At 71.2% G+C, this 23,992-nt stretch carries 27 protein-coding genes; 17 read left to right on the forward strand and 10 right to left on the reverse strand.

Features of this window, described 5'->3' with window-relative positions:
• Nucleotides 1–119: 119 nt before the first annotated feature.
• From ACGFX9_RS15480 to ACGFX9_RS15495, 4 genes are read left to right on the forward strand one after another with little or no spacing between them, the layout of a single operon-like run.
• Nucleotides 120–1,055, forward strand: coding sequence for an ABC transporter ATP-binding protein (locus ACGFX9_RS15480; RefSeq protein ID WP_393470919.1), 936 nt, complete (start codon nt 120–122; stop codon nt 1,053–1,055).
• Nucleotides 1,049–1,783, forward strand: coding sequence for an ABC transporter permease (locus tag ACGFX9_RS15485; protein WP_393470922.1), 735 nt, complete (start codon nt 1,049–1,051; stop codon nt 1,781–1,783). Before ACGFX9_RS15480 ends, ACGFX9_RS15485 begins: the two co-directional genes overlap by 7 nt.
• A gap of 32 nt (nt 1,784–1,815) precedes the next feature.
• Nucleotides 1,816–3,000, forward strand: coding sequence for a sensor histidine kinase (locus ACGFX9_RS15490; RefSeq protein ID WP_393472410.1), 1,185 nt, complete (start codon nt 1,816–1,818; stop codon nt 2,998–3,000).
• Entirely contained in the window at nt 2,997–3,626 is a 630-nt protein-coding gene (locus tag ACGFX9_RS15495) for a response regulator transcription factor (protein WP_393470925.1), read from the forward strand. The genes ACGFX9_RS15490 and ACGFX9_RS15495 overlap by 4 nt, the downstream gene beginning before the upstream one ends.
• Before the next feature lie 18 nt (nt 3,627–3,644).
• On the opposite strand, the gene ACGFX9_RS15500 is transcribed toward ACGFX9_RS15495, so the two are convergent.
• The gene (locus ACGFX9_RS15500; RefSeq protein ID WP_393470928.1) at nt 3,645–4,487 is read right to left on the reverse strand and encodes a transglutaminase family protein; all 843 of its coding nucleotides are present in this window, start codon (nt 4,485–4,487) and stop codon (nt 3,645–3,647) included.
• Between the two features lie 89 nt (nt 4,488–4,576).
• Nucleotides 4,577–5,092: a DUF2000 family protein gene (locus ACGFX9_RS15505; RefSeq protein ID WP_393470930.1), complete on the reverse strand. Its 516-nt coding sequence runs from the start codon at nt 5,090–5,092 to the stop codon at nt 4,577–4,579.
• Here ACGFX9_RS15505 and ACGFX9_RS15510 point away from each other — a divergent pair.
• The gene (locus tag ACGFX9_RS15510; protein WP_393470933.1) at nt 5,091–5,906 is read left to right on the forward strand and encodes an AraC family transcriptional regulator; all 816 of its coding nucleotides are present in this window, start codon (nt 5,091–5,093) and stop codon (nt 5,904–5,906) included. The two genes, ACGFX9_RS15505 and ACGFX9_RS15510, sit on opposite strands and share 2 nt — an antisense overlap.
• Here the strand turns inward: ACGFX9_RS15510 and ACGFX9_RS15515 are convergent.
• Both ACGFX9_RS15515 and ACGFX9_RS15520 read right to left on the reverse strand, forming a co-directional pair.
• The gene (locus ACGFX9_RS15515; protein WP_393470936.1) at nt 5,899–6,735 is read right to left on the reverse strand and encodes a tetratricopeptide repeat protein; all 837 of its coding nucleotides are present in this window, start codon (nt 6,733–6,735) and stop codon (nt 5,899–5,901) included. The genes ACGFX9_RS15510 and ACGFX9_RS15515 overlap by 8 nt on opposite strands.
• A gap of 40 nt (nt 6,736–6,775) precedes the next feature.
• Nucleotides 6,776–7,795: a GNAT family N-acetyltransferase gene (locus ACGFX9_RS15520; RefSeq protein WP_393470939.1), complete on the reverse strand. Its 1,020-nt coding sequence runs from the start codon at nt 7,793–7,795 to the stop codon at nt 6,776–6,778.
• A 143-nt stretch (nt 7,796–7,938) separates the two neighbouring features.
• On the opposite strand from ACGFX9_RS15520, the gene fdxA reads away from it, so the two are divergent.
• Together fdxA and ACGFX9_RS15530 are read left to right on the forward strand one after the other, a co-directional pair.
• A complete protein-coding gene (fdxA, locus tag ACGFX9_RS15525) occupies nt 7,939–8,259 on the forward strand; it encodes a ferredoxin (RefSeq protein WP_393470942.1) in 321 nt (106 codons plus the stop codon).
• Nucleotides 8,260–8,378: 119 nt separating this feature from the next.
• Nucleotides 8,379–9,482, forward strand: coding sequence for a bifunctional succinyldiaminopimelate transaminase/glutamate-prephenate aminotransferase (locus ACGFX9_RS15530; RefSeq protein ID WP_393470945.1), 1,104 nt, complete (start codon nt 8,379–8,381; stop codon nt 9,480–9,482).
• Nucleotides 9,483–9,539: 57 nt separating this feature from the next.
• On the opposite strand, the gene ACGFX9_RS15535 is transcribed toward ACGFX9_RS15530, so the two are convergent.
• Both ACGFX9_RS15535 and ACGFX9_RS15540 read right to left on the reverse strand, forming a co-directional pair.
• Nucleotides 9,540–10,040, reverse strand: coding sequence for an ATP-binding protein (locus tag ACGFX9_RS15535; protein ID WP_393470948.1), 501 nt, complete (start codon nt 10,038–10,040; stop codon nt 9,540–9,542).
• A 303-nt stretch (nt 10,041–10,343) separates the two neighbouring features.
• Entirely contained in the window at nt 10,344–11,237 is an 894-nt protein-coding gene (locus ACGFX9_RS15540) for a heavy metal transporter (protein ID WP_393472414.1), read from the reverse strand.
• A 107-nt stretch (nt 11,238–11,344) separates the two neighbouring features.
• On the opposite strand from ACGFX9_RS15540, the gene dapE reads away from it, so the two are divergent.
• Together dapE and ACGFX9_RS15550 are read left to right on the forward strand one after the other, a co-directional pair.
• Nucleotides 11,345–12,436, forward strand: coding sequence for a succinyl-diaminopimelate desuccinylase (dapE, locus tag ACGFX9_RS15545; protein WP_393470952.1), 1,092 nt, complete (start codon nt 11,345–11,347; stop codon nt 12,434–12,436).
• An 87-nt stretch (nt 12,437–12,523) separates the two neighbouring features.
• Complete coding sequence (locus ACGFX9_RS15550; protein ID WP_393470955.1) at nt 12,524–13,279, forward strand: TIGR00730 family Rossman fold protein; 756 nt, start codon at nt 12,524–12,526, stop codon at nt 13,277–13,279.
• Nucleotides 13,280–13,337: 58 nt separating this feature from the next.
• Here ACGFX9_RS15550 and folP read toward each other — a convergent pair whose 3' ends face one another.
• Nucleotides 13,338–14,198 (reverse strand): dihydropteroate synthase, encoded by an 861-nt coding sequence (folP, locus tag ACGFX9_RS15555; RefSeq protein WP_393470959.1) that lies wholly within the window; start codon nt 14,196–14,198, stop codon nt 13,338–13,340.
• Between the two features lie 124 nt (nt 14,199–14,322).
• Between folP and ACGFX9_RS15560 the strand changes: the two genes are divergently transcribed.
• Both ACGFX9_RS15560 and ACGFX9_RS15565 read left to right on the forward strand, forming a co-directional pair.
• Complete coding sequence (locus ACGFX9_RS15560) at nt 14,323–14,760, forward strand: DivIVA domain-containing protein (protein WP_393470963.1); 438 nt, start codon at nt 14,323–14,325, stop codon at nt 14,758–14,760.
• The gene (locus ACGFX9_RS15565) at nt 14,757–15,347 is read left to right on the forward strand and encodes a DNA-3-methyladenine glycosylase I (protein WP_393470966.1); all 591 of its coding nucleotides are present in this window, start codon (nt 14,757–14,759) and stop codon (nt 15,345–15,347) included. The genes ACGFX9_RS15560 and ACGFX9_RS15565 overlap by 4 nt, the downstream gene beginning before the upstream one ends.
• 7 nt (nt 15,348–15,354) lie before the next feature.
• Here the strand turns inward: ACGFX9_RS15565 and ACGFX9_RS15570 are convergent, their stop codons facing one another.
• Nucleotides 15,355–16,155 (reverse strand): enoyl-CoA hydratase/isomerase family protein, encoded by an 801-nt coding sequence (locus ACGFX9_RS15570; RefSeq protein ID WP_393470969.1) that lies wholly within the window; start codon nt 16,153–16,155, stop codon nt 15,355–15,357.
• Between the two features lie 320 nt (nt 16,156–16,475).
• On the opposite strand from ACGFX9_RS15570, the gene ACGFX9_RS15575 reads away from it, so the two are divergent.
• The gene (locus ACGFX9_RS15575; protein ID WP_003966491.1) at nt 16,476–16,643 is read left to right on the forward strand and encodes a DUF3117 domain-containing protein; all 168 of its coding nucleotides are present in this window, start codon (nt 16,476–16,478) and stop codon (nt 16,641–16,643) included.
• A gap of 251 nt (nt 16,644–16,894) precedes the next feature.
• Here ACGFX9_RS15575 and ACGFX9_RS15580 read toward each other — a convergent pair whose 3' ends face one another.
• On the reverse strand, nt 16,895–17,593 hold the full coding sequence (locus tag ACGFX9_RS15580) for an O-methyltransferase (RefSeq protein WP_393472417.1): 699 nt from the start codon (nt 17,591–17,593) through the stop codon (nt 16,895–16,897).
• A gap of 153 nt (nt 17,594–17,746) precedes the next feature.
• On the opposite strand from ACGFX9_RS15580, the gene sigE reads away from it, so the two are divergent.
• The 5 genes from sigE (at nt 17,747) to ACGFX9_RS15605 (ending at nt 22,747) form a co-directional block, all read left to right on the forward strand.
• Nucleotides 17,747–18,514, forward strand: a complete 768-nt coding sequence (sigE, locus tag ACGFX9_RS15585) for an RNA polymerase sigma factor SigE (protein WP_393470972.1) — start codon at nt 17,747–17,749, stop codon at nt 18,512–18,514.
• Nucleotides 18,511–19,542, forward strand: a complete 1,032-nt coding sequence (locus tag ACGFX9_RS15590; protein WP_393470975.1) for an anti-sigma factor family protein — start codon at nt 18,511–18,513, stop codon at nt 19,540–19,542. The genes sigE and ACGFX9_RS15590 overlap by 4 nt, the downstream gene beginning before the upstream one ends.
• 126 nt (nt 19,543–19,668) lie before the next feature.
• Complete coding sequence (locus ACGFX9_RS15595; protein WP_393470978.1) at nt 19,669–21,321, forward strand: S1C family serine protease; 1,653 nt, start codon at nt 19,669–19,671, stop codon at nt 21,319–21,321.
• Between the two features lie 82 nt (nt 21,322–21,403).
• Nucleotides 21,404–21,889: a sec-independent translocase gene (locus ACGFX9_RS15600; protein ID WP_393470981.1), complete on the forward strand. Its 486-nt coding sequence runs from the start codon at nt 21,404–21,406 to the stop codon at nt 21,887–21,889.
• A 186-nt stretch (nt 21,890–22,075) separates the two neighbouring features.
• Complete coding sequence (locus ACGFX9_RS15605) at nt 22,076–22,747, forward strand: hypothetical protein (protein ID WP_393470984.1); 672 nt, start codon at nt 22,076–22,078, stop codon at nt 22,745–22,747.
• Between the two features lie 77 nt (nt 22,748–22,824).
• Here the strand turns inward: ACGFX9_RS15605 and ACGFX9_RS15610 are convergent, their stop codons facing one another.
• Nucleotides 22,825–23,958: an Mrp/NBP35 family ATP-binding protein gene (locus tag ACGFX9_RS15610; RefSeq protein WP_393470987.1), complete on the reverse strand. Its 1,134-nt coding sequence runs from the start codon at nt 23,956–23,958 to the stop codon at nt 22,825–22,827.
• Nucleotides 23,959–23,992 lie beyond the last annotated feature (34 nt).

Here is a 23,992-nt window from a genome sequence, read left to right on the forward strand (position 1 = left end):
GTGGCCGATCGCGCGGTTCCCCGCGCCCCTTCGGGCGCCCACGGCATGACATCTGTCATCCAGGACCCGGCACACACGACACTGCCGCCGCCGACCGCCTCCGGCGGACGATGGCTCACATGACGACGCAGACCACAGCACCGCCCGCGACCCGCGCGGTGAGCTTCGAGCAGGTGACCAAGAACTACGGCGACGTACGTGCCGTGGACGCCCTCACGCTCGATCTCCACCCCGGCGAGACCGTCGCGCTCCTCGGCCCGAACGGCGCGGGCAAGTCCTCCACACTCGATCTGCTGCTCGGACTGCGGCGCCCGGACAGCGGCTCCGTACGCGTCTTCGGCACGAGCCCGCGCGAGGCGATCACCGCGGGCCGGGTCGGCGCGATGCTGCAGAGCGGCGGCCTGATGGGCGAGGTCACCGTCCGCGAACTGGTGCGGCTCGCCTGCTCCCTGCACCCGAGGCCGCACCGCGTGGACGACGTCCTCGCCCAGGCGGGCGTCAGCCAGCTCGCCGACCGCAAGGTCGACAAGCTCTCCGGTGGCCAGGAGCAGCGCGTGCGCTTCGCACTCGCGACCGCCGGGGCGAACGACCTGATCGTCCTGGACGAGCCGACCACCGGCATGGACGTCACCGTGCGCCAGGCCTTCTGGGCCACCATGCGCGAGCAGGCCGACCAGGGCCGCACCGTCCTGTTCGCCACGCACTACCTGGAGGAGGCCGACGCGATCGCGGACCGGGTCCTCGTCCTGCACCGAGGCCGCCTCCTCGCGGACGGCACCGCCGCCGAGATCAAGGCGAAGGCGGGTGCGCGGAAGGTCTCCTTCGACCTGGAGACCCTCGACGAGGTCCGCACCCGGGAGCTTCGCGCGCTGCCCTTCCTCACCGCCATCGACGTGTCGGGTCACACGGTCCGGCTCCAGTCGACGGACGCCGACGCCACCGTGCACGCGCTGTACGGGCTCGATGTCTACCCGCGCAATCTGGAGGTCGCGGGCCTCGGCCTCGAACAGGCCTTTGTGGCGATCACGACGGCCGAGGAGGCCAAGGCATGCTGATCAAGCTGGAAATCATCCGCGCACTGCGCAACAAGAAGTTCCTGTTCTTCTCGGTGCTCTATCCGTCGATGCTCTTCCTGATCATCGCGGGCGGCCAGGACAGCACGGACATGGTCGGCGACACGGGGCTCGCGCTCCCGGCCTTCTTCATGGTGTCGATGGCGTCGTTCGGCGCCCTCACCGCCGTCCTCATGGGCAACAGCGAACGCATCGCCAAGGAGCGCGAGAGCGGCTGGGTCCGCCAGCTGCGCCTGACGAGCCTGCCGGGGCGCGGCTATGTGATCGCCAAGACCGCGAGCGCCGCCGTGGTCAGCCTGCCGTCGATCGTCGTGGTGTTCGTGGTCGCGGCGGCCGTGAAGGACGTACGTTTCGAGGCCTGGCAGTGGCTTGCCCTGATCGGCGCCATCTGGGCGGGCAGCCTCTGTTTCGCCGCGCTCGGTGTGGCCATCGGCTACCTCGCGACCGGTGACGCCGTCCGCCCGATCACGATGATCGTGTACTTCGGGCTCTCCGTCCTCGGCGGCCTGTGGATGCCCACGGCCACTTTCCCGCAGTGGCTCAGCGACATCGCGTCCTGGCTGCCGACCCATGCGTACGCTGCCCTCGGGCAGGCCATCGAACTGGGCGACGCCCCGCACGCGAAGGACATCGCGCTCCTCGTCGGGTACTTCGTCCTCTTCGCGGGCGGCGCGGCGTGGCTGTACCGGAAGGACACCCTGAAGGCGTGAGCGACACCGACCCCACCGAGCGGGCCCACCCGATGGACGGATTCGGGCATCCGGCGGCCGGCCGCCGCCAGGTGCTGACGAAGGCGCTCTGGATAGGCATCTGGCTGGTGTTCCTGGCGAGCCCGGTGCAGGACCTGGTGCGGACGGACCGCGCCGGTGTCGCCGTCGCGTTCGGCTGGCTCGGTCTCGCCGCCTTCGTGGCCTGCTACCTGTCCCTGGTCTTCCGCTACACCTCCAAGGTGTCCGAGTGGCGCGTGGTGCACGCGACGTTCGGGGTGCTGCTCGCGCTGGCCGTCGGCCTCTCGTTCGCCTTCGGCACGTCCTGGCTCGGGCTCTTCGTGTACGTGTCCGTGTCCGCGGGGGCAGTGCTGCCGATGGGCCAGGCCATGTGGGTCATCCCGGCGGTCACCGTCGTGATGGTCGGGGTCGGCCTGCGCACCGACAGCATGGGAGACTTGCTCGGCAGCTTCGCCGTGCTGACCGTCCTGGTCGGCTTCGCGATGACGGGGGTGCGCCAGCTCGTCCGTACGACGATCCAGCTGCGTCAGGCACGGGCCACCGTCGCCCAACTGGCCGCCAACGAGGAGCGGCTGCGGCTCGCCCGCGATCTGCACGACCTCCTCGGCCACTCGCTCTCCCTGATCACGCTGAAGAGCGAGCTGGCAGGGCGGATGCTCCCGGACCACGTCGACAAGGCCGCACAGCAGATCGCGGACATCGAACAGGTCAGCCGCCAGGCCCTGGTGGACGTACGTGAGGCGGTCTCCGGCTACCGCAGGCGCACCCTCTCCGGGGAGCTCGCGGGCGCCCGTACAGCGCTCACGGCCGCCGGCATCGACGCCGACGTACCGCTGGAGGCGCCCGCGGTGCTGCCGGGTGACGAGGGGGAGGCGGCGCTGGCCTGGGCGCTGCGCGAGGCGGTGACGAACGTCGTACGGCACAGCAACGCGCGCCGCTGCGCGGTGACGTTCACCTCCCGGCAGACCCTGGACGGGCCCCTGCTCGAACTGGCGGTGGAGGACGACGGCTCGGGCGGTGCCACCGCGGCCCACGGCAACGGACTGACGGGCCTGACGGAGCGCGTGACGGCGGTCGGCGGCGTACTGGACGTGGCGCCCGGCGCCCGCGGCGGCTTCCGGCTCACGGCAAGGGTGCCGCTGGGGGAGGGTGCGGGGCGGGCAGGGGCCGCTCGGCAGGACCTAGGATCCTCCGCATGAGTACGAACAGCGCGGGCGGCCCCGTCAGGGTGCTCCTCGCCGAGGACCAGTCGATGGTCCGCGAGGCGCTCGCGGCACTGCTCGGCCTTGAGCCGGACATCGAGGTGGTCGCGCAGGTGGCCCGAGGCGACGAGGTGCTCGCGGCGGCACGCGACCACGCGGTGGACGTGGCGCTCCTCGACATCGAGATGCCGGGGAAGACGGGCATCGAGGCGGCGGCCGAACTGCACGCCGAACTGCCGGAGTTGAAGATCGTCGTCCTGACCACCTTCGGCCGCCCCGGCTACCTCCGCAGCGCCATGGAGGCCGGAGCCGACGCGTTCCTCGTCAAGGACGCGCCCGCGGCCCAGCTCGCCGAAGCGGTCCGCAAGGTCCTCGCGGGGGAGCGGGTCATCGACCCCACGCTCGCGGCGGCGGCCCTCGCCGGGGGCGCGAACCCGCTGACCGACCGCGAGCGCGAGGTCCTGCGCGCGGCGGCCGACGGCTCCACCAACGCCGAACTGGCCAAGGCCCTGCACCTCTCCCAGGGCACGGTCCGCAACTACCTCTCGACGGCGATACAGAAGCTGGCGGTGCGCAATCGTGCCGAGGCGGTCAAGGTCGCCCGGGACAAGGGCTGGCTCTGAACTGCCCGACCCAGGCCGTCAGTTCAGCATCGCCCTTGCCCCCGACGCCTCCTGGCGCAGCCGCGCCGCCGTCGCCTCGTCGGTGGCGGCGATGGCATCGGCGTACGCCTCGATCCCTGTCGCGCCCGCGAGATAGTCGCCGCGCTGGACGAGGAGCTTGGCCCGGTCGTAGTGCAGCCGGTCGGAGTGTGCGGGCAGCAGCAGGGAGAGCTCGACCGCCCAGAGCGCCACGTCCGAGCGCTCGGGGCGGGCCGCCGCCCACGCGCGGATGTTGTTGAGGACGCGCAGGACGATGTCCAGGGGCTCCGCGGGGCTCAGCATCGACGGCAGGAGCGGCGCGCCCGTGGCGCCCGCCACCAGCAACTGGGCGTCGGCGTACGCCAGTACGTGGCCGCCCGCGAACGGGTTGGCGAGCACCTGCTCCTCGTCGGCGCCGAAGCCGACCACGAAATGGCCGGGCAGGGCGACGCCGTGGGCGGGCAGGCCCGCACGCTGGGCGACCTCGATCCACACCACCGAGAGCAGGATGGGCAGGCCCCTGCGGCGCCGCAGCACCTCGTGCAGCAGCGCGGAGCGGAGGTACTGGTAGTCACCGGGCCTGCCCTTGAACCCATGGCGCGTACCGAGGAGTTCGGCCAGGGCGGCGGCCCAGGACCGGGGGTCGCCCGCGCGGCCGGAGACCAGCTCGGCCAGCTGGTCGGCGAGGCGGTCGAGTACGCGCCGCGCCGCGAGGAGGTCCGCGTCGTCGAGGGCCGGGTCCGCCTCCGCGCCGATCAGCAGGCACAGCAGTGCGAGATCGGGCCGCGCGGACCGTGCCTGATCGGCGAAGAGGCGTCGCCGCTCCGGGGAGTGGGGGTGCATAGATGCTTCGTGCCCGTCCGGGCCGATCGATAGCGCTCCGATCTCACCCCTCTCTCCCCGATCTCTCCCCTTGTGGTCGCGCTTGTCGGTCAAGGGTGCATCCGGGCCCCTTTGAGGACCTTGTCGACCGCGTTGCGCGGCCCATGGACGAGCAGCCCCACCAGGTCGAGCTGATCGGCCGGTACGGCCCGCACCGCCGCCCGGTTGTCCCGGTCGTTGCCGGTGGCGAACAGGTCCGACGTGAACACCGCCCTCGGCAGCGAACGGGACAGCGCGCGGCCGTGCGCGGCGGTCAGGGTCTCCTTCGAGCCCTCGAAGACCAGGACGGGCTGGCGGAACATCGGCAGGTAGGGGGTGCCGTCGGCGTCCTCGTACGGTTCGCCGACCACCTCGGGCGCCCCCGTGCCGAGCCCGCTGACCAGGAACGCGGTCACGTTGAGCCGCTGCCAGGGCTCCAGGTCGTCACGGAGCAGGACGGCGATCTTCGTGTCGAAGCGGACGGGGGCCTCGCCCGTGACCCCGGCGGTGGTGTCTGTCTCAGCGGTGGTTCTCATGCTTCGAGACTGCCGATCGGCCCGCCGCCACGTCTTGTACGTTCTTTGCATGGTGGCCCGGCAGGAGATATCCGCATGGCGCCCGCCGGTCGCGGGTGTCGTGGAGGTCTTCCACGCCCACTTCACCGAGCACGCGTATCCGATGCACGTCCATGACGCGTGGACGCTGCTCATCGTGGACGACGGCGCCGTCCGCTACGACCTGGACCGCCACGCGCACGGCACCCCCGCCGACACCGTCTCGCTGCTCCCGCCGCAGGTCCCGCACAACGGCTCGCCCGCCACCCCCGGCGGCTTCCGCAAGCGTGTGATCTACCTGGACATGACGCAGCTGGACGCGAGCCTCATCGGCCCGGCGGTGGACGGCCCCGACCTGGTGGACCCCGTCCTGCGCGGTCGCGTGGGCCGGCTGCACACGGCCTTGGAGCGGCGGGGCGACGAGCTGGAGGCCGAGAGCCGCCTGGCCCTGATCGGCGAGCGGCTGCGGGACCACCTGCGCCCCAGGCGCACCACCGGCACCCCTGACCCTGGCCGGGGCGTCGCACAGGACCTCCGGGACCTCCTCGACGAGCGGCTGCTCGACGGCGTGACCCTGGCCGAGGCGGCCCGCCTTGTCCACGCCCACCCCACCCACCTCGTACGCGCCTTCAGCGGGGCCTTCGGCATCGCACCGCACCAGTACGTGATGTCCCGCCGGGTCGACCGCGCCCGCGGTCTCCTCCTGGCGGGCCTGCCGCCGGGCGAGGTGGCGACCGCCGCCGGGTTCTACGACCAGTCGCACCTCACCCGGCACTTCAAGCGGGTGGTGGGCATCGCACCCGGGCGGTACGCCCGCACCGGAGCGGCCGGGCGCGCCGTCAGTTGAGCATCGCCCGCGCCGCCCGCGCCTGGTCCCGCACACGGTCCGCCGTGGTCGGCTCCACCGTCGTCACCACATCGGCGTACATCTCCAGCTCCGCGGCCCCGGTGAGGAAGTCCCCGCGCTGGACGAGGAGTTGGGCCCGCTCGTAGCGAAGCCGCGCGGGGTGCGAGGGCAGCAGCAGGGACAGTTCGACCGCCCAGAGCGCCACGTCCGAGCGCTCGGGGCGGGCCGCCGCCCACGCGCGGATGTTGTTGAGGATGCGCAGCACGATGTTCAGCGGATCGGCGGGTGTCAGCATCGAGGAGGACACCGTGCCGCCCGACGTCTTGGCCACCAGGAGCTCCGCGTCCTCGCCGGTAAGGAGCTGCCCCCCGGCGAACGGATCGGTGAGCACCTGCTCCTCGCGCTCCCCGAAGCCGACCACGAAGTGGCCGGGCAGCGCCACGCCGTAGACGGGCGCCCCGGCCCGCCGCGCCACCTCGATCCACACCACCGAGAGCAGGATCGGAAGCCCGCGGCGGCGCCGCAGCACCTCGTGCAGGAGGGAGGACTCCAGGCGCTGGTAGTCGGCGGGCGTTCCCATGAACCCGTGGCGCGCGCCCAGGAGTTCGGCGAGCGCGCCCGCCCACTCCCGTGCTCCGCCGGGCCGGTACGGCAGCAGTCCGGCGAGCCGGTCGAGCTCGATCTGCGCGGCGTCGATGCCGTCCTCGCCGAGTTCCGGGTCGGCCTCCGCGCTCAGCAGGAGGCACAGCAGGGAGAGGTCGGGCCGCTCGGACCTGGCCTCCTCGGCGAAGCGCCGCCGGGACGCGGCCGTCCTTGACTCCTCGTGCATGCGTGCCTCGTGCCTTACTTACCGAGCCGGCCGGTAGGACCTACCGAGCCGACGGGTATCGATAGTGGTGGTACGTGTGGTGCGCGGCGAAGCCAAGACCGCCGTACAGCGCCCGCGCACCCTCGTTGTCGTTCTCGACCTGCAGCCAGGCCGCCGAAGCGCCCTCGGCGAGAGCCTGCCGGGACAGCGCGGCCATCACCGCGGTCGCCAGTCCCCGCCTGCGGTGGGCCGGATCCACTTCGACCGCCATGAACCCCGCCCAGCGCCCGTCCACGACGCACCGCCCGATCGCCGCGGGCCCCTCATCGGCCAAGGCCCCGGGCACGGAAGCGAACCACACCGACGGGCCGCTCGCCAGCACCTTGCGCACATGGGCTCCGGGCTCCCTGAATCGCTTGTACCGCCGCAGCCACGCCTCGTCGAAGGAGCGGGAAAGACGCACCCGATCCACGTCCGCATCGGGCAGGGCCGGATCGCCGAGCGGCGCGAGAGCGCCGACGTGGATCTCCGAGCTGACCTCGCGCTCCCAGCCGTGCTCTTCGAGCCGCGCGCAGAGCAGCTCCTGGGTGCCTTCGGCGCCGGTCGCGGTCTGGACGTAGGCGGGAAGCTCCCGCTTCTCGTACCACTGACGTACGTAATCGAGGGCTTCGTCCAGCGGCCGTCCCGGCTCGCCCAACGGCAACACCGAGTTGGCCCGCCGCGTGAATCCGGACGCCGCCCGCAGCTCCCACTCGCCGAGCCACTCGCTCTCCACCGGCTGCCAGGCGCGCGCGGTGACCCGCGCCAGCTCCGGATAGGACGCGGCGGGGCCACGCCTGCGGGCCGGGGCGGCGGGGACGATCTTGCCCGCGACGAGACTGTTCTCCACGATGCGGACACGTTCGCCGTCACGTCGTGTGATCAGTACCACACCGTCATTCCACGATGTGAGAACACCCACCGTGTCAGTGAACTTGCCACCCGTCACAGGCCCTTCGTTCAGGCGCCGTACCGAGACCCGTTTACCCACGTCAGCAGGGGTGATGTGCACCTCTAGCCGTCCGCCCGCAGTGAATTCCACAGCTCTGTACGCCCCTCCTGTTCGGATCATGCCCGGGAACGGAGATACTAGAGGCGGGCATCGACGACGCCGCGCTCCCGCGCGCCAGGCGAGCGGAGCCTGAAGACGGCCCGCCAACGCCCGTATCGAGGAGGAACGACAGCGTGACCTACGTCATCGCGCAGCCTTGTGTCGACGTCAAGGACAAGGCGTGCATCGAGGAGTGCCCGGTCGACTGCATTTACGAGGGCTCCCGGTCCTTGTACATCCACCCGGACGAATGCGTCGACTGCGGAGCCTGCGAACCGGTCTGCCCGGTCGAGGCGATCTTCTACGAGGACGACACTCCTGAAGAGTGGAAGGACTACTACAAGGCGAACGTCGAGTTCTTCGACGATCTCGGCTCGCCCGGTGGTGCCAGCAAGCTCGGCCTGATCGAGCGCGACCACTCCTTCATCGCCGCATTGCCGCCGCAGAACCAGTAACGGCTGCTTGAAGCGCCGCCCCGGTCCCGTACGGCATCAGTCGCCGTACGGGACCGAGGCATTTGTCCATACACGCAGTCCATACACGCAGTACGTACACGCAGTACGGGAGTGAGCACGTGTCCGCAGTCTCAGGTCTCTCCGGCCGCCTTCCCACCTTCCCCTGGGACAAGCTCGAGCCGTACAAGGCCACGGCCGCCGCCCACCCCGGCGGCATCGTCGACCTGTCGGTGGGCACCCCGGTCGACCCGGTGCCCGAGCTGATCCAGAAAGCGCTGATCGCGGCGGCGGACTCACCGGGCTACCCGACGGTGTGGGGCACGCCCGAGCTGCGCGACGCGATCACCGGCTGGTGCGAGCGGCGCCTCGGCGCGCGCGGCGTCACGCACCACAACGTGCTGCCGATCGTGGGCTCGAAGGAACTGGTCGCCTGGCTCCCGACCCAGCTGGGCCTCGGCCCGGGCGACGTCGTCGCCTACCCGCGGCTCGCCTACCCGACGTACGAGGTGGGTGCCCGTCTGGCCCGCGCGGAGTACGTCTCGTACGACGACCCCACGGAACTGGACCCGACGAACCTCAAGCTCCTCTGGCTCAACTCGCCCTCCAACCCGACCGGTCGCGTCCTGACCAAGGACGAGCTGACCCGCACCGTCGCCTGGGCGCGCGAGCACGGCGTGCTGCTTGTCAGCGACGAGTGCTACCTGGAGCTCGGATGGGAGGCGGAGCCCGTCTCGGTCCTTCACCCGGACGTGTGCGGTGGTTCGTACGAGGGGATCGTCGCCGTCCACTCGCTCTCCAAGCGGTCGAACCTCGCGGGCTACCGCGCGGCGTTCCTCGCGGGTGACGCGGACGTCCTCGGCGCCCTGCTGCAGATCCGCAAGCACGGCGGCATGATGACCTCCGCGCCGACGCAGGCGGCGGTCGTGGCGGCGCTCGGCGACGACGAGCACGTCCGTGAGCAGCGCGAGCGGTACGCGGCCCGGCGCGCGCTCCTGCGCGACGCCCTCCTGAAGCACGGCTTCCGCATCGAGCACAGCGAGGCGAGCCTCTACCTCTGGGCGACCCGCGACGAGTCCTGCTGGGACACGGTCGGGCACCTCGCCCGGCTCGGCATCCTCGTGGCGCCCGGCGACTTCTATGGCCCGGCGGGCGACCGCTTCGTACGCGTGGCGCTCACGGCGTCGGACGAGCGCGTGGCCGCGGCGGTTCAGCGACTCGCCTGAGACATGAGGGAGGGCCCGCAGCCGATGGCTGCGGGCCCTCCCTCATGTGCCTGTGGATCAGCCGATCGGCAGGCTCTTGACCGGCAGCTGGTCGGTGGGCAGGCCGCCCTTGGTGACCGCGTCGGTGGGCAGACCGCCCTTGGCGACCGCGTCCGTCGGCAGGCCCTTGCCGACCGCGTCCGTCGGCAGACCGTCCTTGGTGGCCGTGCCTGCGGTCTCGTCGACCAGGCCACCGGCGTTGCCCGCGAGGTCACCCGCGGCCTTCTGCGCCACCGGGGTCGTGGTCTTGGCGCTCGTGCCGACGACCTTGCCCGCGGCCGGGACGCCGGTCTTCACGGCCTTGCTGCCGGCCTCACCCGCGAGACCGGTGGAGGTGCGCGCCGCGCCGTCGACGGTGTTGCCCAGACCGGCACCGTCCAGGGCGCTCACGCCGCCCAGGTCGGGGGTGGCCGGAAGTTCGGCGGCGCTTGCGGAGCCGGCCGCACCGACCACGGGAGCCGCCCCCGCTGCGATGAGCAGCGCGGCGCGGGCGATCCGGCGGGTCAGGGGGAGGGACATGATGCTCCTTCAGACGGGAGAGAATATGGGTGCGTCCGGCCGGATGGGGCCCGGCGCTTGGACGCAGTGACTACCGCTCGAAGGCCGCGAAGGTTGCGGTGCTTCAACGTAAAGAGTTGGCAATGCATCGCATTATCGGTTGCGGATAAAAACGGGCAAAGAGATCTTCGTGTTAATGCCTGCCGAAACGTCACTGCCCTGTGTTCGCAAGGGGTGTGACGCGTGTGGGAAGGGGTGCGCGAAAATCTGGGCGGCAGATCGGCCCTGAGTGATCGGCGTGGCCCGATCGGGTGACCCCCCGCACTACTGCCCGGTGACGATTCGGACCTCGCCCGCGCCGGTTCCGGCGCCGGACAGCTGCTCGTCCGTGCCCGTGGCGCCCGTCGTGCCTGCTTTGCCGGGCTTGCGCCATGCCGTGCCGTCGTCCCGGGCACTCCACTCCCGGCCGCCGTACGAGACGCGCTCGATGCCGAGCGCGGACGCCTGGGCCACCGCCCAGTGCGCGAGTTCCCAGCCCCGCTGCCGGGCGCCGCCCCCCGAGCTTCCCGCCGTGGCGTCCACCGGCACGGTGACCGTGGAGCCGCCGCTCCGCGCTGCCACGCCGCGGCCGAAGTCACGGGTCAGGGCGGCCCGCACCTTCGCCGGGTCGCCCGGCTCGTCGGCCGTACGGCCCTCGCAGGTGAGAGTGGCGGGAGCGCGGCCGGTCAGCGCGGCGGCGAGCAGCGCGGCGTCCGGCTCGTGCTTCGCGTACGCCTGGGGGTAGCCGCTGCGCTGCACGCGCTGGGCGGCGACGGTCAGGGGGAGCCGTGAGTAGCCGGGAACGTCCTTGAGATGGGCGTAGAAACGCGCCGCCGAATACGCCGGGTCCATGATCTGTTCCTCGTTGCCCCAGCCCTGCGAGGACCGCTGCTGGAAGAGGCCGAGCGAGTCCCGGTCGCCATGGCTGATGTTGCGAAGCCCCGACTCCTGAAGGGCCGTCGCCAGGGCGATGGTGACCGCGCGCTCCGGCATGCCGCGGGAGGTGCCCACCGCGGTGACCGTCGCCGCGTTCTGGGCCTGCTCGGCACTGAACTCGTACGAAGCGCCGTCGCCGCTGCCCGAGACGACCCGGCAGCGTGGAGCGGCCTTGCCCCCGAAGACGTACTGCACGACCACATAGCCCACGAGCGCGAGCAGGACCGCGACGGCGGCCCCCATGCGCAGGAGGCGGCCGCGCCGGACGAGGGTGGGGGGCTCAGGCACGCGACCAAGGTACTGGAGGCCACCGACAAGGCGTCGCGCCGAGGGGCGTTAGGGTCGAAGCCATGGCTCAGACCTCACACAACGCGTCGCTCGACCTCACGCTCGACGCCGCCGCGCTCACCGCCCAGCTCGTCGATTTCCCGTCGCCGAGCGGCGAGGAGAAGGCGCTCGCGGACGCCATCGAGACGGCCCTGCGCGGCCTGTCGCACCTCACCGTCGACCGGTACGGCAACAACGTGGTGGCGCGCACGAACCTGGGCCGGGCCGAGCGTGTGATCCTCGCCGGGCACATCGACACGGTCCCGATCGCGAACAACGTGCCCTCCCGCCTGGACGAGGACGGCATGCTGTGGGGCTGCGGCACCTGCGACATGAAGTCGGGCGTCGCCGTCCAGCTGCGCATCGCGCAGACCGTGACCGAGCCCAACCGCGACCTCACCTTCGTCTTCTACGACAACGAAGAGGTCGCCGCCCACCTCAACGGCCTCGGCCATGTCGCCGAGGCCCACCCCGAGTGGCTCGCGGGCGACTTCGCGGTCCTCCTGGAAGGCACCGACAACCAGGTCGAGGGCGGCTGCCAGGGCACGCTGCGGGTCCTGTTGAAGACCAAGGGCACGCGCGCGCACTCCGCGCGCGCGTGGCTGGGCTCGAACGCCATCCACAAGGCGGCGGCCATCCTGGCCAAGCTCGACGCGTACGAGCCGCGCAAGCCGGTCGTCGACGGCCTCGAATTCCACGAGGGCCTCAACGCCGTACGGATCGAGGGCGGCGTCGCCACCAACGTCATCCCCGACGAGTGCACCGTCGCCGTCAACTTCCGCTACGCGCCGGACCGCAGCGAGGACGAGGCGCTCGCCTTCGTACGCGACTACTTCGCCGACTGCGAGATCGACGAGTTCATCGTCGACGACCACACGGGCGGGGCCCGCCCCGGCCTGGACCACCCGGCGGCCGCCGCCTTCATGGCCGCGGTCGGCGGCGAGGCGTACCCCAAGTTCGGCTGGACCGACGTCTCCCGCTTCAGCGCGCTCGGTGTGCCCGCGGTGAACTACAGCCCGGGCAATCCGCTGCTCGCCCACAAGATCGACGAGCGGGTGAAGGCCTCGCTGATCCCGGAGGCCGAGAAGCGTCTGAGCGCCTGGCTGACATCCTGAGTTCCCGCAAGGGTGCGTCGCCTGTAACGCCCGTAGATCTACGCTGAAGCGGCACGTGAGCAAGACCGTCAGCGGAAGGGGATGTTCATGGGTATTCCGGAAGCGCAGGGCCCGCCGGACGAGCAGCACTTGGGGCCCGTGGTGCGGCGGCGTGAGCAGATCACCCCCGGTACGACCGATCAGCGGCTCCTCGACACCGACACCGAGGGCGAGTCCGAGTGGGTGCACACCGACCCCTGGCGGGTCATGCGCATCCAGTCGGAGTTCGTGGAGGGCTTCGGCGCGCTCGCCGAACTCCCCAGCGCCATCAGCGTCTTCGGCTCGGCGCGCACGCCGGCCGGTTCGCCCGAGTACGACGCGGGCGTCCGCATCGGCCAGGCGCTGGTCAACGCGGGCTTCGCGGTGATCACCGGGGGCGGCCCCGGTGCCATGGAGGCGGCCAACCGGGGCGCGCGCGAGGCCAAGGGCGTCTCCGTGGGGCTCGGCATCGAGCTGCCCTTCGAGCAGGGCCTCAACGAACACGTCGACATCGGTGTGAACTTCCGCTATTTCTTCGTACGGAAGACCATGTTCGTGAAGTACGCGCAAGGGTTCGTGGTCCTGCCCGGCGGGCTCGGCACCCTGGACGAGCTCTTCGAGGCGCTCACCCTCGTACAGACCCGCAAGGTGACCCGCTTCCCGATCGTCCTCTTCGGCTCGGAGTACTGGGGCGGACTCGTCGACTGGCTGCGCGACACGGTGGTGGCGGGCGGCAAGGCGTCCGAGCACGACCTGCATCTGTTCCACGTCACGGACGACGTGGACGAGGCGGTCACGCTGGTGACCAAGGAAGTCGGCAAGTAGCACGCACGCTCTCGCCGGGCGGGCGTCCACTCGGCCCGCCCGGCATGCTGTTCCGTCGCTACGCGAGTCCCCGCCGTGCCACGGCCGGCTCCCGGTGTCCGGCGATGGCCGCGACCATGTCCAGGACCTGCCGTGTCTCCGCGACCTCGTGCACCCGGTACACCTGCGCCCCCAGCCACGCGGAGACCGCCGTGGTGGCCAGCGTCCCCACCACCCGCTCCTTGACCGGCTTGTCGAGCGTCTCCCCGACGAAGTCCTTGTTGGACAGCGACACAAGCACCGGCCACCCCGTCGCGGTCATCTCCCCGAGCCGCCGCGTCGCCTCCAGCGAATGCCGCGTGTTCTTCCCGAAGTCGTGCCCCGGATCGATCATCACGGACTCCCGCGGCACCCCGAGCGCGACCGCGCGCTCGGCGAGATCCAGGGTGACCGAGAGGATGTCGGCCATGACGTCCTCGTACGTCGTCCGGTGCGGGCGGGTGCGCGGCTCGGCACCGCCCGCGTGCGTGCACACCAGGCCCGCTCCGTACCGCGCGGCCACCTCCGCGAGCCGGGGGTCCACCCCGCCCCACGCGTCGTTCAGGAGGTCCGCACCCGCCTCGCAGACCGCCTCGCCGACCTCGTGCCGCCACGTGTCGACACTGATCACGACCTCGGGGAAGCGCCTGCGCACCTCGGCGACGAAGCCGACCGTCCGCCGCGCCTCCTCCTCGGCCGTCACCTCCTCGCCGGGGCCCGCCTTGACCCCGCCGATGTCGATGATCGCCGCGCCCTCCGCCACCGCCTGCTCCACGCGGGCGAGCGCGGGCTCGTCACGGAACGTGGCGCCCTGGTCGTAGAAGGAGTCAGGGGTCCGGTTCACGATCGCCATGATCACCGGCTCGTGCGCGTCGAATTCGCGCCTGCCAAGCCTGAGCATCCCCTGTGAGCCTCCTCCGTCGGTGCCGTGGTCCGGCCGCCTGCGACCTTAACTGTCACTGCCGCATGGCACGATCAGACCCTGACAGTTTCAGCACGGCAGTCGAGCGTGGGGGCCTGAAGAGATGGTCTTGTTCTTGTTTCTGGTCATCGCCCTCGTGGTGGTGGTCGGCGCCGTGACGCTGGCCGTGATCGGCGGTGGAGAGCGCGGCGCACTGCCCGAGGTTCTGCCCGAGCGGTTCACCGACTCGCTGCCCCCGGACCGCGCCCTGCGCCGCGCGGACGTCGAGGCACTGCGCTTCCCGCTGACCCTGCGGGGTTACGACATGGCGGACGTGGACGACGCCCTCGGCCGCCTCGCCGCCGAACTCGCCGAGCGCGACGCCCACATCGCGGAGCTGGAGGCGGCACTCGCCGGCGCCCAGGCCACCGCGGTCGGCGGCCCCGGCCTCTTCAAGACGTACGCCCCGGCGACACAGGGCCCTGTGGCCCCGGACGACTCGGTGACCCCGCAGGACTCGGCGTCTTTGAAGGACGCGGCCGAAGAGGAGAGCGACAAGTGAGCGGCGACGCGGTGGCGGGACCTGACGGCAGACTGCGCTGCCCCTGGGGCCTGTCGACCGAGGACTACGTGGCGTACCACGACGAGGAGTGGGGCCGCCCGGTCCGCGGGGACGACGCGCTGTACGAACGCCTCTGCCTGGAGGCCTTCCAGTCGGGCCTCTCCTGGATCACGATCCTGCGCCGCCGCGAGGGCTTCCGCGCCGCCTTCGCCGACTTCAAGATCGCCGAAGTGGCGCGGTTCACGGACGCCGACCGTGAGCGGCTCCTCGCCGATCCCGGCATCATCCGCAACCGCGCCAAGGTCGACGCGACCCTCGCCAACGCGCGCGTGCTCGCCGACTGGGCCGAGGGCGAGCTGGACGAGCTCATCTGGTCGCACGCGCCGGACCCGGCCTCCCGCAAGACACCGGGCGCCCTGTCCGACGTACCGGCGATCACTCCGGAGTCCACGGCCCTGTCCAAGGCCCTGAAGAAGCGCGGCATCCGCTTCGTGGGGCCCACCACGGCCTACGCCCTGATGCAGGCGTGCGGCCTGGTGAACGACCACCTGGAGGACTGCGTGATCCGCGTCCCCAAGAGCCGGTAGCTCCTTCTCAGCGGCCGAGGTACTTCGGCTTCGCCTTGTCCAGGAACGCCTGGACGGCGATCGTGTGGTCCTCGGACGCGCCCGCCTTCGCCTGGAGTTCGTCCTCCTTCTCCAGGGACTCCTCCAGGGTGTGGCCCGCCGCGTAGGCGAGGGACTCCTTGAGGGCCCCGTAGGCGAGGGTCGGGCCTTCCGCCAGGGTGCGGGCCACCTTCAGGGCCTCGGCCGCCAACTCGGCCTCGGGGACGACCTTGTTGGCGATGCCGAGGTCGTACGCCTCCTGGGCGGAGATGTTGCGCGGGAACAGCAGCAGATCGGCGGCACGGCCGGGGCCGATCACCCGCTGCAGGGTCCAGGAGACGCCCGAGTCGGCGGTCAGCGCGACTCCGGCGAAGGAGGTGTTGAAGCGCGCGGTGTCCGCGACGATCCGGTAGTCGGCCGCGAGCGCGAAGCCGAGGCCCGCCCCGGCCGCGACGCCGTTGACGCCCGCGACGACCGGCTTGGCCATCCCGGTCAGCGCGCGCAGGACGGGGTTGTAGTGCTCCCTGACCGTGCTCATCGTCTGTCCGCTGCCCGACTCGCGGTCCGCCATGAGTGAACCCACGTGTTCTTTCAGGTCCTGCCCCACACAGAACGCGCGCCCGGTCGCGGTGAGCAGTACGGCACGGACCGCGGGGTCCGACTCGGCCGACTGCACCGCCTCTCGCAGAGCGACCTTGGCCTCGACGTTCATCGCGTTCATCGCCTCGGGGCGGTTCAGCGTGATGGTCGCGAGCCCGTCGCTCACCTCGTAGAGCACGGTGTCGGCCATGGTGAATCCCCTCCAGTGGTCCTGCGCCGGTCATCTTTGTCCGAGCCCAGCATGACGGAGATCATCGGGCTCCGACATGAGGGGAGATATGTGACCTGCGTCAAAGAATTCCTGGCCGAAGAGGCGTAAGGAGTGGCGCAGTATCGCAGCCACATCGCCGAATTGAGTGGTTTTGCGGGCGCGCGTTGCGCAAGCGATGCAGACCGATGTTGGTCATCGGGTCCTGCCATGCGGGATAATGGCCTGGAAGCAATGTGTTCGATGCCGGTGACACCTGGGTTGTCGGCTGCGATGAGCTGGTTTCAGGAAGGGGAACGAGCATGGCGGCCATGAAGCCGCGGACGGGCGACGGCCCGCTCGAGGTGACCAAGGAGGGGCGGGGCATCGTCATGCGCGTTCCGCTCGAAGGCGGCGGACGACTTGTCGTCGAACTGACTCCGGACGAGGCCGATGCACTCGGCGACGCCCTGAAGAAGGTCGTCGGCTGACGCGGAAGCGCATACTCTTTCACTGCCCCGGCACCGTACGACGTGCCGGGGCAGTGCTATGTGCGGGGCTGGGTGCGCCCTGGGGGGGCGCCCCGAAGGGGCGCGGGGCTGTGACATGTGCGGCTCCGCCGCGCGGGCGCGATCAGCCACGACGTGCCCGCAGACATCCCGGCGGCGTGCAGCGCAGCGGCCAGCCGCGGCGCAGCCGCAGGCACAGGCACATACGGTTCAACCCGCGGAGCGCTCAGCTCTCACCGTTTGACGGCGCAGAGCAACCCGTCCCCCACAGGCAGCAGCGCCGGCATCAAGTCCTGGCTCTCCCGCACCGCGCGCAGCAGCTCCCGGATCCGCAGTACGTCGGCCGGCTGTGGACCGGAGTCCACCGTGCGGCCGTCGGCGAAGGCGCCCTCGAAGCAGACGAGCCCGCCGGGCCTCAGCAGGCGCAACGATTCAGCGAGGTAGTCCAGGTACTCGGTGCGGTCGCCGTCGCAGAAGACGAGGTCATAGCCACCGTCAGCGAGCCTGGGCAGTACGTCCAGTGCGCGGCCGGGGATGAACCGCGCGCGGTTGCCCGCGAAGCCGGCGGCGCGGAACGCCTCCCGCGCGAACTGCTGGCGGTCGGGCTCGGGGTCGACGGTGGTCAGGACGCCGTCCGGCCTCATTCCGTGCAGAAGATGGATTCCGGACACGCCCGTGCCGGTTCCGATCTCGGCGACCGCCTTGGCGTCCGCCGTGGCGGCGAGCATCCGCAGCGCGGCGCCGGTACCGGGCGACACCGAGGGCAGCCCAGCCTCCCGGGCCCGGTCACGGGCCCAGCGCGCTGCCTCGTCCTCGGCGACAAAGGCGTCGGCGAACGCCCAGCTCGTCTGCCGGTTGCCGGTAATGGCCCTCTCCTGTCCCCGTGGATGCCTGGCCGTGACTGTATCCGTTGGTGCCGGGAACCCGCAGATGGGACCGGGCGTTTAGTAGGGGTAGGCGGACAGCGGGGGTAACGAATGGATCAAGACCGGATGCGGGCCCTTCGACCAGGCAGGACACCTGGCGGGAAGCCTGTGCCAAATTCCGGTAAAAACACTTATCCGGAGCTAACGGGCGAGGTGGTTATGGTAGGGGCTCCACTGGACACCACCAGAGCCGACAGGGGAGGTGCGGCTGCGTCCGCAGGCCGGGGAGGAGCGCTGAGACGTTTTCTCGGGCTGGCGGGTGAGCCGAAATCCGTGACCGACACCGCTGACCGATTCCACACCGCCAGTTCCGCTCAGACCGCGACCTTTGCCGCTGATGCGGAATCGCAGGCGTGGACTCCGCCCACCTGGGAGGAGATCGTCAGCACGCACAGCGGACGGGTCTATCGCCTGGCGTACCGCCTGACCGGCAATCAGCACGACGCCGAGGACCTCACGCAAGAGGTCTTCGTCCGTGTCTTCCGGTCCCTGTCGACGTACACCCCCGGTACGTTCGAGGGCTGGCTGCACCGCATCACCACCAACCTCTTCCTGGACATGGTGCGCCGCAAGCAGCGCATCCGCTTCGACGCCCTCGGGGACGACGCGGCGGAGCGCCTCCCCAGCCGTGAGCCCTCCCCGCAGCAGGTCTTCAACGACACGCATTTCGACGCGGACGTGCAGCAGGCCCTTGACACCCTCGCGCCCGAGTTCCGCGCCGCGGTGGTCCTGTGCGACATCGAAGGCCTTTCGTACGAGGAGATCGCCGCCACCCTCGGCGTCAAGCTGGGCACGGTCCGCAGCCGTATCCACCGCGGCCGCTCGCAGCTGCGCAAAGCCCTTCAGCACCGGTCGCCCGAAGCCCGCGCCGAGCGCCGTCTCCTCGCCGGAGCCGTGGCGCCGGGAGGAGGGGGCGCGACCGCGTGAGTGGATCACGGTCGAAACCTGTCGAGCCGCACCTGGCCGAGCAGCATCTGGGGGACCGGCTCGCCGCCCTTGTGGACGGAGAGCTGGGCCATGACGCGCGTGAGCGATGCCTCGCTCATCTCGCGACCTGTCCGAAGTGCAAGATAGAGGCCGACGCACAGCGGCGGCTCAAGAGCGTCTTCGCCGAGGTGGCACCGCCGCCTCCCACCGAGAGTTTCCTCGCGCGCCTCCAGGGCCTTCCCGGCGGCTGCAGCGAGCCCCCGTCCGGCCCCCGGCCTCCCGCGAGCGGCGGCTTCGCCACCGCGGACAGCGAATCCGGGCTGCCGCCCACCGGAGTCTTCGGCGTGCAGCCCGAGACCTTCGGCTATGCCCCATCGGGCAGCCACGCCGCGGTGCTGCCGAGCACGGGGCGCGGGTTCCGTATCCATGACGTCAGCCGGCAGGACGTCAGCAGGCATGAGACCGAGCGTTCGCTATGGCGCGGGCGGCGGTTCGCGTTCGCCGCCGCGGGCGCGGTCTCGCTCGCCGCGATAGCGCTGGGCGGCGTCACGACGGGCGTTCCCGCCGACCCGGGTGAGCCGCGCGCGGGCTCGGGGAGCAGTAACAGCAACAGCAATGCGTCGCCGCTGCGTTCGCAGGGCTCGGGTGCCACGACGGCCCCCGATTCCGTACGACGCCGTGGCAGCGGCCCCCTCTCCGCGCTCGGCCAGCGCCCTGGCGTGCTCGCGGCGCCGGTCGCGCCGACGCAGGCCACCGGGCCCCTGCTGCCGGGGGTGCCCGCGCGAGGGCCCCACGTCCAGGAGTCCTTGCCCGTGGTGCCCGAGGTCGCGGCGCCGATGCTGACCGGTGCGGCGATCATGTCCCCGATGATCCGCCCGGTCTCTCCCCTCGCCCCGGTCGGCCCGTCTTCCGGGGGCACCGTCCCGACGCTGGGCGGCACCACCGCGGTGGCTGGAGCGGACCCGGCGCGGACCGCGGCGGCCTCCCCCATCGAGGGCACACTGCAGGGCACTTCGCAGATCCGCTGACGTGCTCTGCGCTTCGGCGCGGGAACCTGGTTGAATCCTCGGTGGGCCGTGCCTGCCCGAGGCTTGTGGCGGGCGCGGAGTTGAGCACATATGCGGCGTCTGCCGGTGGCCAGTTGTGGGGAGAGCATGGACGAGGGCAAGCCCACGAAGGCGAAATGGTGGAGCCGCCCGAAGCAGGCGTCCGCGCCGGGCGCCACGGCCGCGGAGCCGGGGGGTTCCGGCCCCGACGAGGCGATGGACACCGCCGGGCGGCCGGCGAGCACGGAAGGTGACTTCACCCTGGCGGCGGCGACACCGCCCGAGGCGACGCCCCCGACCACCCCGCCCGGCCCCGGCCCCGCCGCGGAAACTCCGGCTGCTCCTGCTCCTGCTCCTGCTCCTGCTCCTGCTCCAGCCGCGGCCGACCGCCCCCGCCCGCTGCACGACCCCGACCCGTACAGCACCCCGCCCTACGGCGAGCCCGGCCCCTGGGCCCCCGCCCCGCCCGTACAGCACCCGGCGGCGACCCCGGCGCACGGCACACAGCTCCCGGCAGCGGCCCCCGCCGTACCCCCGAGCCCCGCCGGCCCCCCGAGCCCTGGCGGAACCCCGCCCCGGCAGCCGTACGACCCCTGGAACGCGCCCCTCCAGCAGAGTGGTGCCGTGCCCGTCGACAAGGCCAAGACGAAGAGGCGGGCGCGCCGGATCGTCATGATCGGGATCGCCGTCATCGCCCTGGTCTCCGGCGGCATCGGCGGAGCCATCGGTTCCTATCTGGAGCGCAACGCCGGCGTCACGGACGTCGAGCTGCCGCAGGCTGACGCCGAGGGCAAGGCCCGGGCCAAGGACAGCGTGGCCGGGATCGCGGCGAGCTCGCTGCCCGGCGTCGTGACGCTGCACGTCAGCGGCGACGACGCGCAGGGCACCGGGACCGGCTTCGTGCTCGACGGCAAGGGGCACATCCTCACCAACAACCACGTGGTCGAGCCCGCGGGCACCGGCGGCGAGATATCGGTGACGTTCAGCGGCGGCGAGACCGCGAAGGCGGAGGTCATAGGACGCGACTCCGGGTACGACCTGGCGGTGGTCAAGGTCTCCGGCGTACGCGGACTCAAGCCGCTGCCCCTCGGCAACTCCGAGAACGTCCAGGTGGGCGACCCCGTCGTGGCCATCGGCGCCCCCTTCGACCTGGCCAACACGGTGACCTCCGGCATCATCAGCGCCAAGGAGCGCCCCATCACCGCGGGCGGCGAGAAGGGCGACGGCAGCGACGTCAGCTACGTGGACGCGCTCCAGACCGACGCGCCCATCAACCCCGGCAACTCCGGCGGCCCGCTGGTCGACTCCGAGGCCCACGTCATCGGCATCAACAGCGCCATCCGCTCCGCCGACGACAGCGCATCGCCCGGCGGCGGCCAGGCCGGTTCCATCGGCCTCGGCTTCGCCATCCCGATCAACCAGGGCAAGCGCGTCGCCGAGGAGCTGATCAACACCGGCAAGGCCACGCACCCCGTGATAGGCGTCACGCTCGACATGGAGTACACGGGCGACGGGGCCCGCGTCGGCGAGAAGGGCAAGGACGGCGGCCCCGCCGTGAACAAGGGCGGTCCTGGCGACCGTGCCGGAATCGAGCCGGGCGACGTCATCACCGAAGTGGACGGTCAGCGCGTCCACTCCGGTGACGAACTGATCGTCAAGATCCGCTCCCACCGCCCCAAGGACAGCCTCGAATTGACGCTCCAGCGCGCGGGAAAGGACCGGAAAGTGACGCTCGTGCTCGGCGCGTCGGGGGGCAATTGATCCATGTCTGTCGCCCAGCGGCTACCGGACGGACAGGAACGCCGGGTACCGTGGACCCGGTCCGGATGGCAAGGAGCTCAAGGTGTTCTCAGACATTGGCCCGCTCGAGGTAGTGGCGCTGATCATCCTCGCCGTGCTCGTTTTCGGCCCGGACAAGCTGCCCAAGCTGATTCAGGACGCCTCGCGCACCATACGTAAGATCCGGGAATTCTCGGACAGCGCGAAGGCGGATATACGCAGTGAACTCGGCCCGGAATTCAAGGACTTCGAGTTCGAGGACCTGAATCCGAAGACCTTCATCCGCAAGCAGCTCGACAACGACGAGCTGGGTCTGAAGGAAATCCGGAACGGCTTCGACCTGAAGAAGGAGATGGCCGAGGTCACGGACGCCGTCCACGGGCGTGAGAGTGAATCGGCCGAGGGTTCGGACGCCAAGGGCGACGGCGCGGCCGGTGACCGTGTCGACATGGCCAAGAAGGACGGCCGGGGCGACCGTATCGACATGGACAAGAAGCCCGGGGCGACCGCGCCTCCGGAGCACCCGCCGTTCGACGCGGACGCCACCTGACCTCCTGCTCGTCACCCGCGGTACGTCCCTGAGCGCGCCGCCCGGCACACCCCGTGAGACACCCGTACGCCGACCGGTGTCCCAGGTTCCGGAACGGGTGTGGCTATCCTGCCTTGTTGTCCGGCTGAGGACGCCCGAGGGGGGCGGGCCCTGCGGACCGATGAGAACGAGGAGGCGGCCGGGTACATGGAGACGACAAGTCGCGTAGGCGCACAGGCGCCGGCCGCGGACGGCACCGCACAGGCGATGTCCTCCGCCCGGCGCACGGTCGACGCTTACCTGCTGGCGCCATTCCCCTGGTACGGCCTCGATGAGGCCTTCACGGGAGAGCGCTGGCTGATGCAGGTCGGCACCGCCGCGGACGGCGCGGTGGAGCACGGAGCCATCGGGCACGGCGACGAGCCGTCGGTGCGCAGCGAGATGTCCGACGACGGCAAGGACAAGGAGCGCTTCGCGGTCGTGGTGACCGTCGCGGCCAACCCGGTGCGGCGCAGCCCGGACGGCACGGGCCTGCTGGAGGCGACGTCGGTGTCGTCCGCGGCCTGGCTCGCCGGAGTGGGGCTGCTGTCCATCACCTGGCCCAGCCAGATGGACCACACCCTGCGGGACGACTGGCTGGACCAGCAGACCGAGACGGCCTGGGTCCTGGCGGACGACCTTCAGGGCGAGGACTGGTCGACGCTCTCGCTGCCGGTGGACGGGGTGCCGACCTCGTTCCACTACCGCGAGTCCGAGTTCGGCTGGGTGCTCGCCGGATCGACCAAGGAAGGCGTGCACCTGGGCGCGTACGGGCGTGGCATGAGCGCGTACGGCCTGGGCTTCTCGGTGGTCAAGGACATCAAGGAGTACGCGGCCTAGCGCCTCACAGACGTACGTACGCCGATGGGGGCGCCGCTCGACACGAGCGGCGCCCCCATCGGCGTACGGCGGAGAACTCAGAACTTGTTGCGCGGCGTGATGCCGAGCGTCATGCCCGCGAGGCCGCGCTGGCGGCCGCCGAGCTTGCCCGCGATCGTGCGCAGCGCCGAGCCCGCCGGGGAGTCCGGGTCCGTCAGGACGACCGGCTTGCCCTCGTCGCCGCCCTCGCGCAGCCGCAGGTCGATCGGGATGGAGCCGAGGACCGGGACCGTGGCACCCGTCGTCTTCGTGAGGCCCTCCGCGACACGCTGGCCGCCGCCCGTGCCGAAGACGTCGACCATGTCGCCGCAGTGCGGGCACGGCATCCCGGACATGTTCTCGACGACGCCGACGATCTTCTGGTGGGTCTGTACGGCGATGGAGCCCGCACGCTCGGCCACCTCGGCCGCTGCCTGCTGGGGCGTCGTCACGACGAGGATCTCGGCGTTCGGGACGAGCTGCGCCACGGAGATGGCGATGTCACCGGTGCCCGGCGGCAGGTCCAGGAGCAGGACGTCCAGGTCGCCCCAGAAGACGTCCGCGAGGAACTGCTGGAGCGCGCGGTGCAGCATCGGGCCGCGCCACACCACCGGGGCGTTGCCCGGGGTGAACATGCCGATCGAGATGACCTTCACGCCGTTCGCCGACGGCGGCATGATCATGTCCTCGACCTGGGTGGGCTTGCCGTCGACGCCCAGCATCCGGGGCACGGAGTGGCCGTAGATGTCCGCGTCCACGACGCCGACCTTCAGGCCGTCCGCGGCCATCGCTGCCGCGAGGTTCACCGTCACCGAGGACTTGCCGACGCCGCCCTTGCCGGACGCGACGGCGTAGACGCGGGTCAGCGAGCCGGGCTTGGCGAAGGGCACCTCGCGCTCGGCGGTGCCGCCGCGCAGTGCGGTCGCCAGCTCCTTGCGCTGCTCGTCGCTCATCACGTCGAGGGTGACGTCCACGCGCGAGACGCCCTCGACGGCGGCGACCGCGTCGGTCACGTTCTTCGTGATGGTCTCGCGCATCGGGCACCCGGAAACCGTCAGGTACACGGTGACCGCTACCACCCCATCGGCGGAGATATCGACCGATTTGACCATCCCCAACTCGGTGATGGGTCGGTGGATCTCGGGGTCGTTCACCGTCGCCAGTGCTTCACGCACCGCGTCTTCCGTAGCCATAAGACCGATAGTACGGCGCGGTAACCCTGCTCAG

The sequence above is a fragment of the Streptomyces sp. NPDC048436 genome (assembly GCF_043200355.1).
GTDB lineage: Bacteria > Actinomycetota > Actinomycetes > Streptomycetales > Streptomycetaceae > Streptomyces.

What these genes read in the sequence shown, in the direction of transcription:
- ACGFX9_RS15480 (WP_393470919.1), top strand. Translation starts at nt 120, where the DNA reads ATGACGACGCAGACCACAGCACCGCCCGCGACCCGCGCGGTGAGCTTC.
- ACGFX9_RS15485 (WP_393470922.1), top strand. Translation starts at nt 1,049, where the DNA reads ATGCTGATCAAGCTGGAAATCATCCGCGCACTGCGCAACAAGAAGTTC.
- ACGFX9_RS15490 (WP_393472410.1), top strand. Translation starts at nt 1,816, where the DNA reads ATGGACGGATTCGGGCATCCGGCGGCCGGCCGCCGCCAGGTGCTGACG.
- ACGFX9_RS15495 (WP_393470925.1), top strand. Translation starts at nt 2,997, where the DNA reads ATGAGTACGAACAGCGCGGGCGGCCCCGTCAGGGTGCTCCTCGCCGAG.
- ACGFX9_RS15500 (WP_393470928.1), bottom strand. Translation starts at nt 4,487, where the DNA reads ATGCACCCCCACTCCCCGGAGCGGCGACGCCTCTTCGCCGATCAGGCA.
- ACGFX9_RS15510 (WP_393470933.1), top strand. Translation starts at nt 5,091, where the DNA reads ATGGTGGCCCGGCAGGAGATATCCGCATGGCGCCCGCCGGTCGCGGGT.
- ACGFX9_RS15505 (WP_393470930.1), bottom strand. Translation starts at nt 5,092, where the DNA reads ATGCAAAGAACGTACAAGACGTGGCGGCGGGCCGATCGGCAGTCTCGA.
- ACGFX9_RS15515 (WP_393470936.1), bottom strand. Translation starts at nt 6,735, where the DNA reads ATGCACGAGGAGTCAAGGACGGCCGCGTCCCGGCGGCGCTTCGCCGAG.
- ACGFX9_RS15535 (WP_393470948.1), bottom strand. Translation starts at nt 10,040, where the DNA reads ATGTCCCTCCCCCTGACCCGCCGGATCGCCCGCGCCGCGCTGCTCATC.
- ACGFX9_RS15540 (WP_393472414.1), bottom strand. Translation starts at nt 11,237, where the DNA reads ATGGGGGCCGCCGTCGCGGTCCTGCTCGCGCTCGTGGGCTATGTGGTC.
- dapE (WP_393470952.1), top strand. Translation starts at nt 11,345, where the DNA reads ATGGCTCAGACCTCACACAACGCGTCGCTCGACCTCACGCTCGACGCC.
- ACGFX9_RS15550 (WP_393470955.1), top strand. Translation starts at nt 12,524, where the DNA reads ATGGGTATTCCGGAAGCGCAGGGCCCGCCGGACGAGCAGCACTTGGGG.
- folP (WP_393470959.1), bottom strand. Translation starts at nt 14,198, where the DNA reads ATGCTCAGGCTTGGCAGGCGCGAATTCGACGCGCACGAGCCGGTGATC.
- ACGFX9_RS15560 (WP_393470963.1), top strand. Translation starts at nt 14,323, where the DNA reads ATGGTCTTGTTCTTGTTTCTGGTCATCGCCCTCGTGGTGGTGGTCGGC.
- ACGFX9_RS15570 (WP_393470969.1), bottom strand. Translation starts at nt 16,155, where the DNA reads ATGGCCGACACCGTGCTCTACGAGGTGAGCGACGGGCTCGCGACCATC.
- ACGFX9_RS15575 (WP_003966491.1), top strand. Translation starts at nt 16,476, where the DNA reads ATGGCGGCCATGAAGCCGCGGACGGGCGACGGCCCGCTCGAGGTGACC.
- sigE (WP_393470972.1), top strand. Translation starts at nt 17,747, where the DNA reads ATGGTAGGGGCTCCACTGGACACCACCAGAGCCGACAGGGGAGGTGCG.
- ACGFX9_RS15595 (WP_393470978.1), top strand. Translation starts at nt 19,669, where the DNA reads ATGGACGAGGGCAAGCCCACGAAGGCGAAATGGTGGAGCCGCCCGAAG.
- ACGFX9_RS15605 (WP_393470984.1), top strand. Translation starts at nt 22,076, where the DNA reads ATGGAGACGACAAGTCGCGTAGGCGCACAGGCGCCGGCCGCGGACGGC.
- ACGFX9_RS15610 (WP_393470987.1), bottom strand. Translation starts at nt 23,958, where the DNA reads ATGGCTACGGAAGACGCGGTGCGTGAAGCACTGGCGACGGTGAACGAC.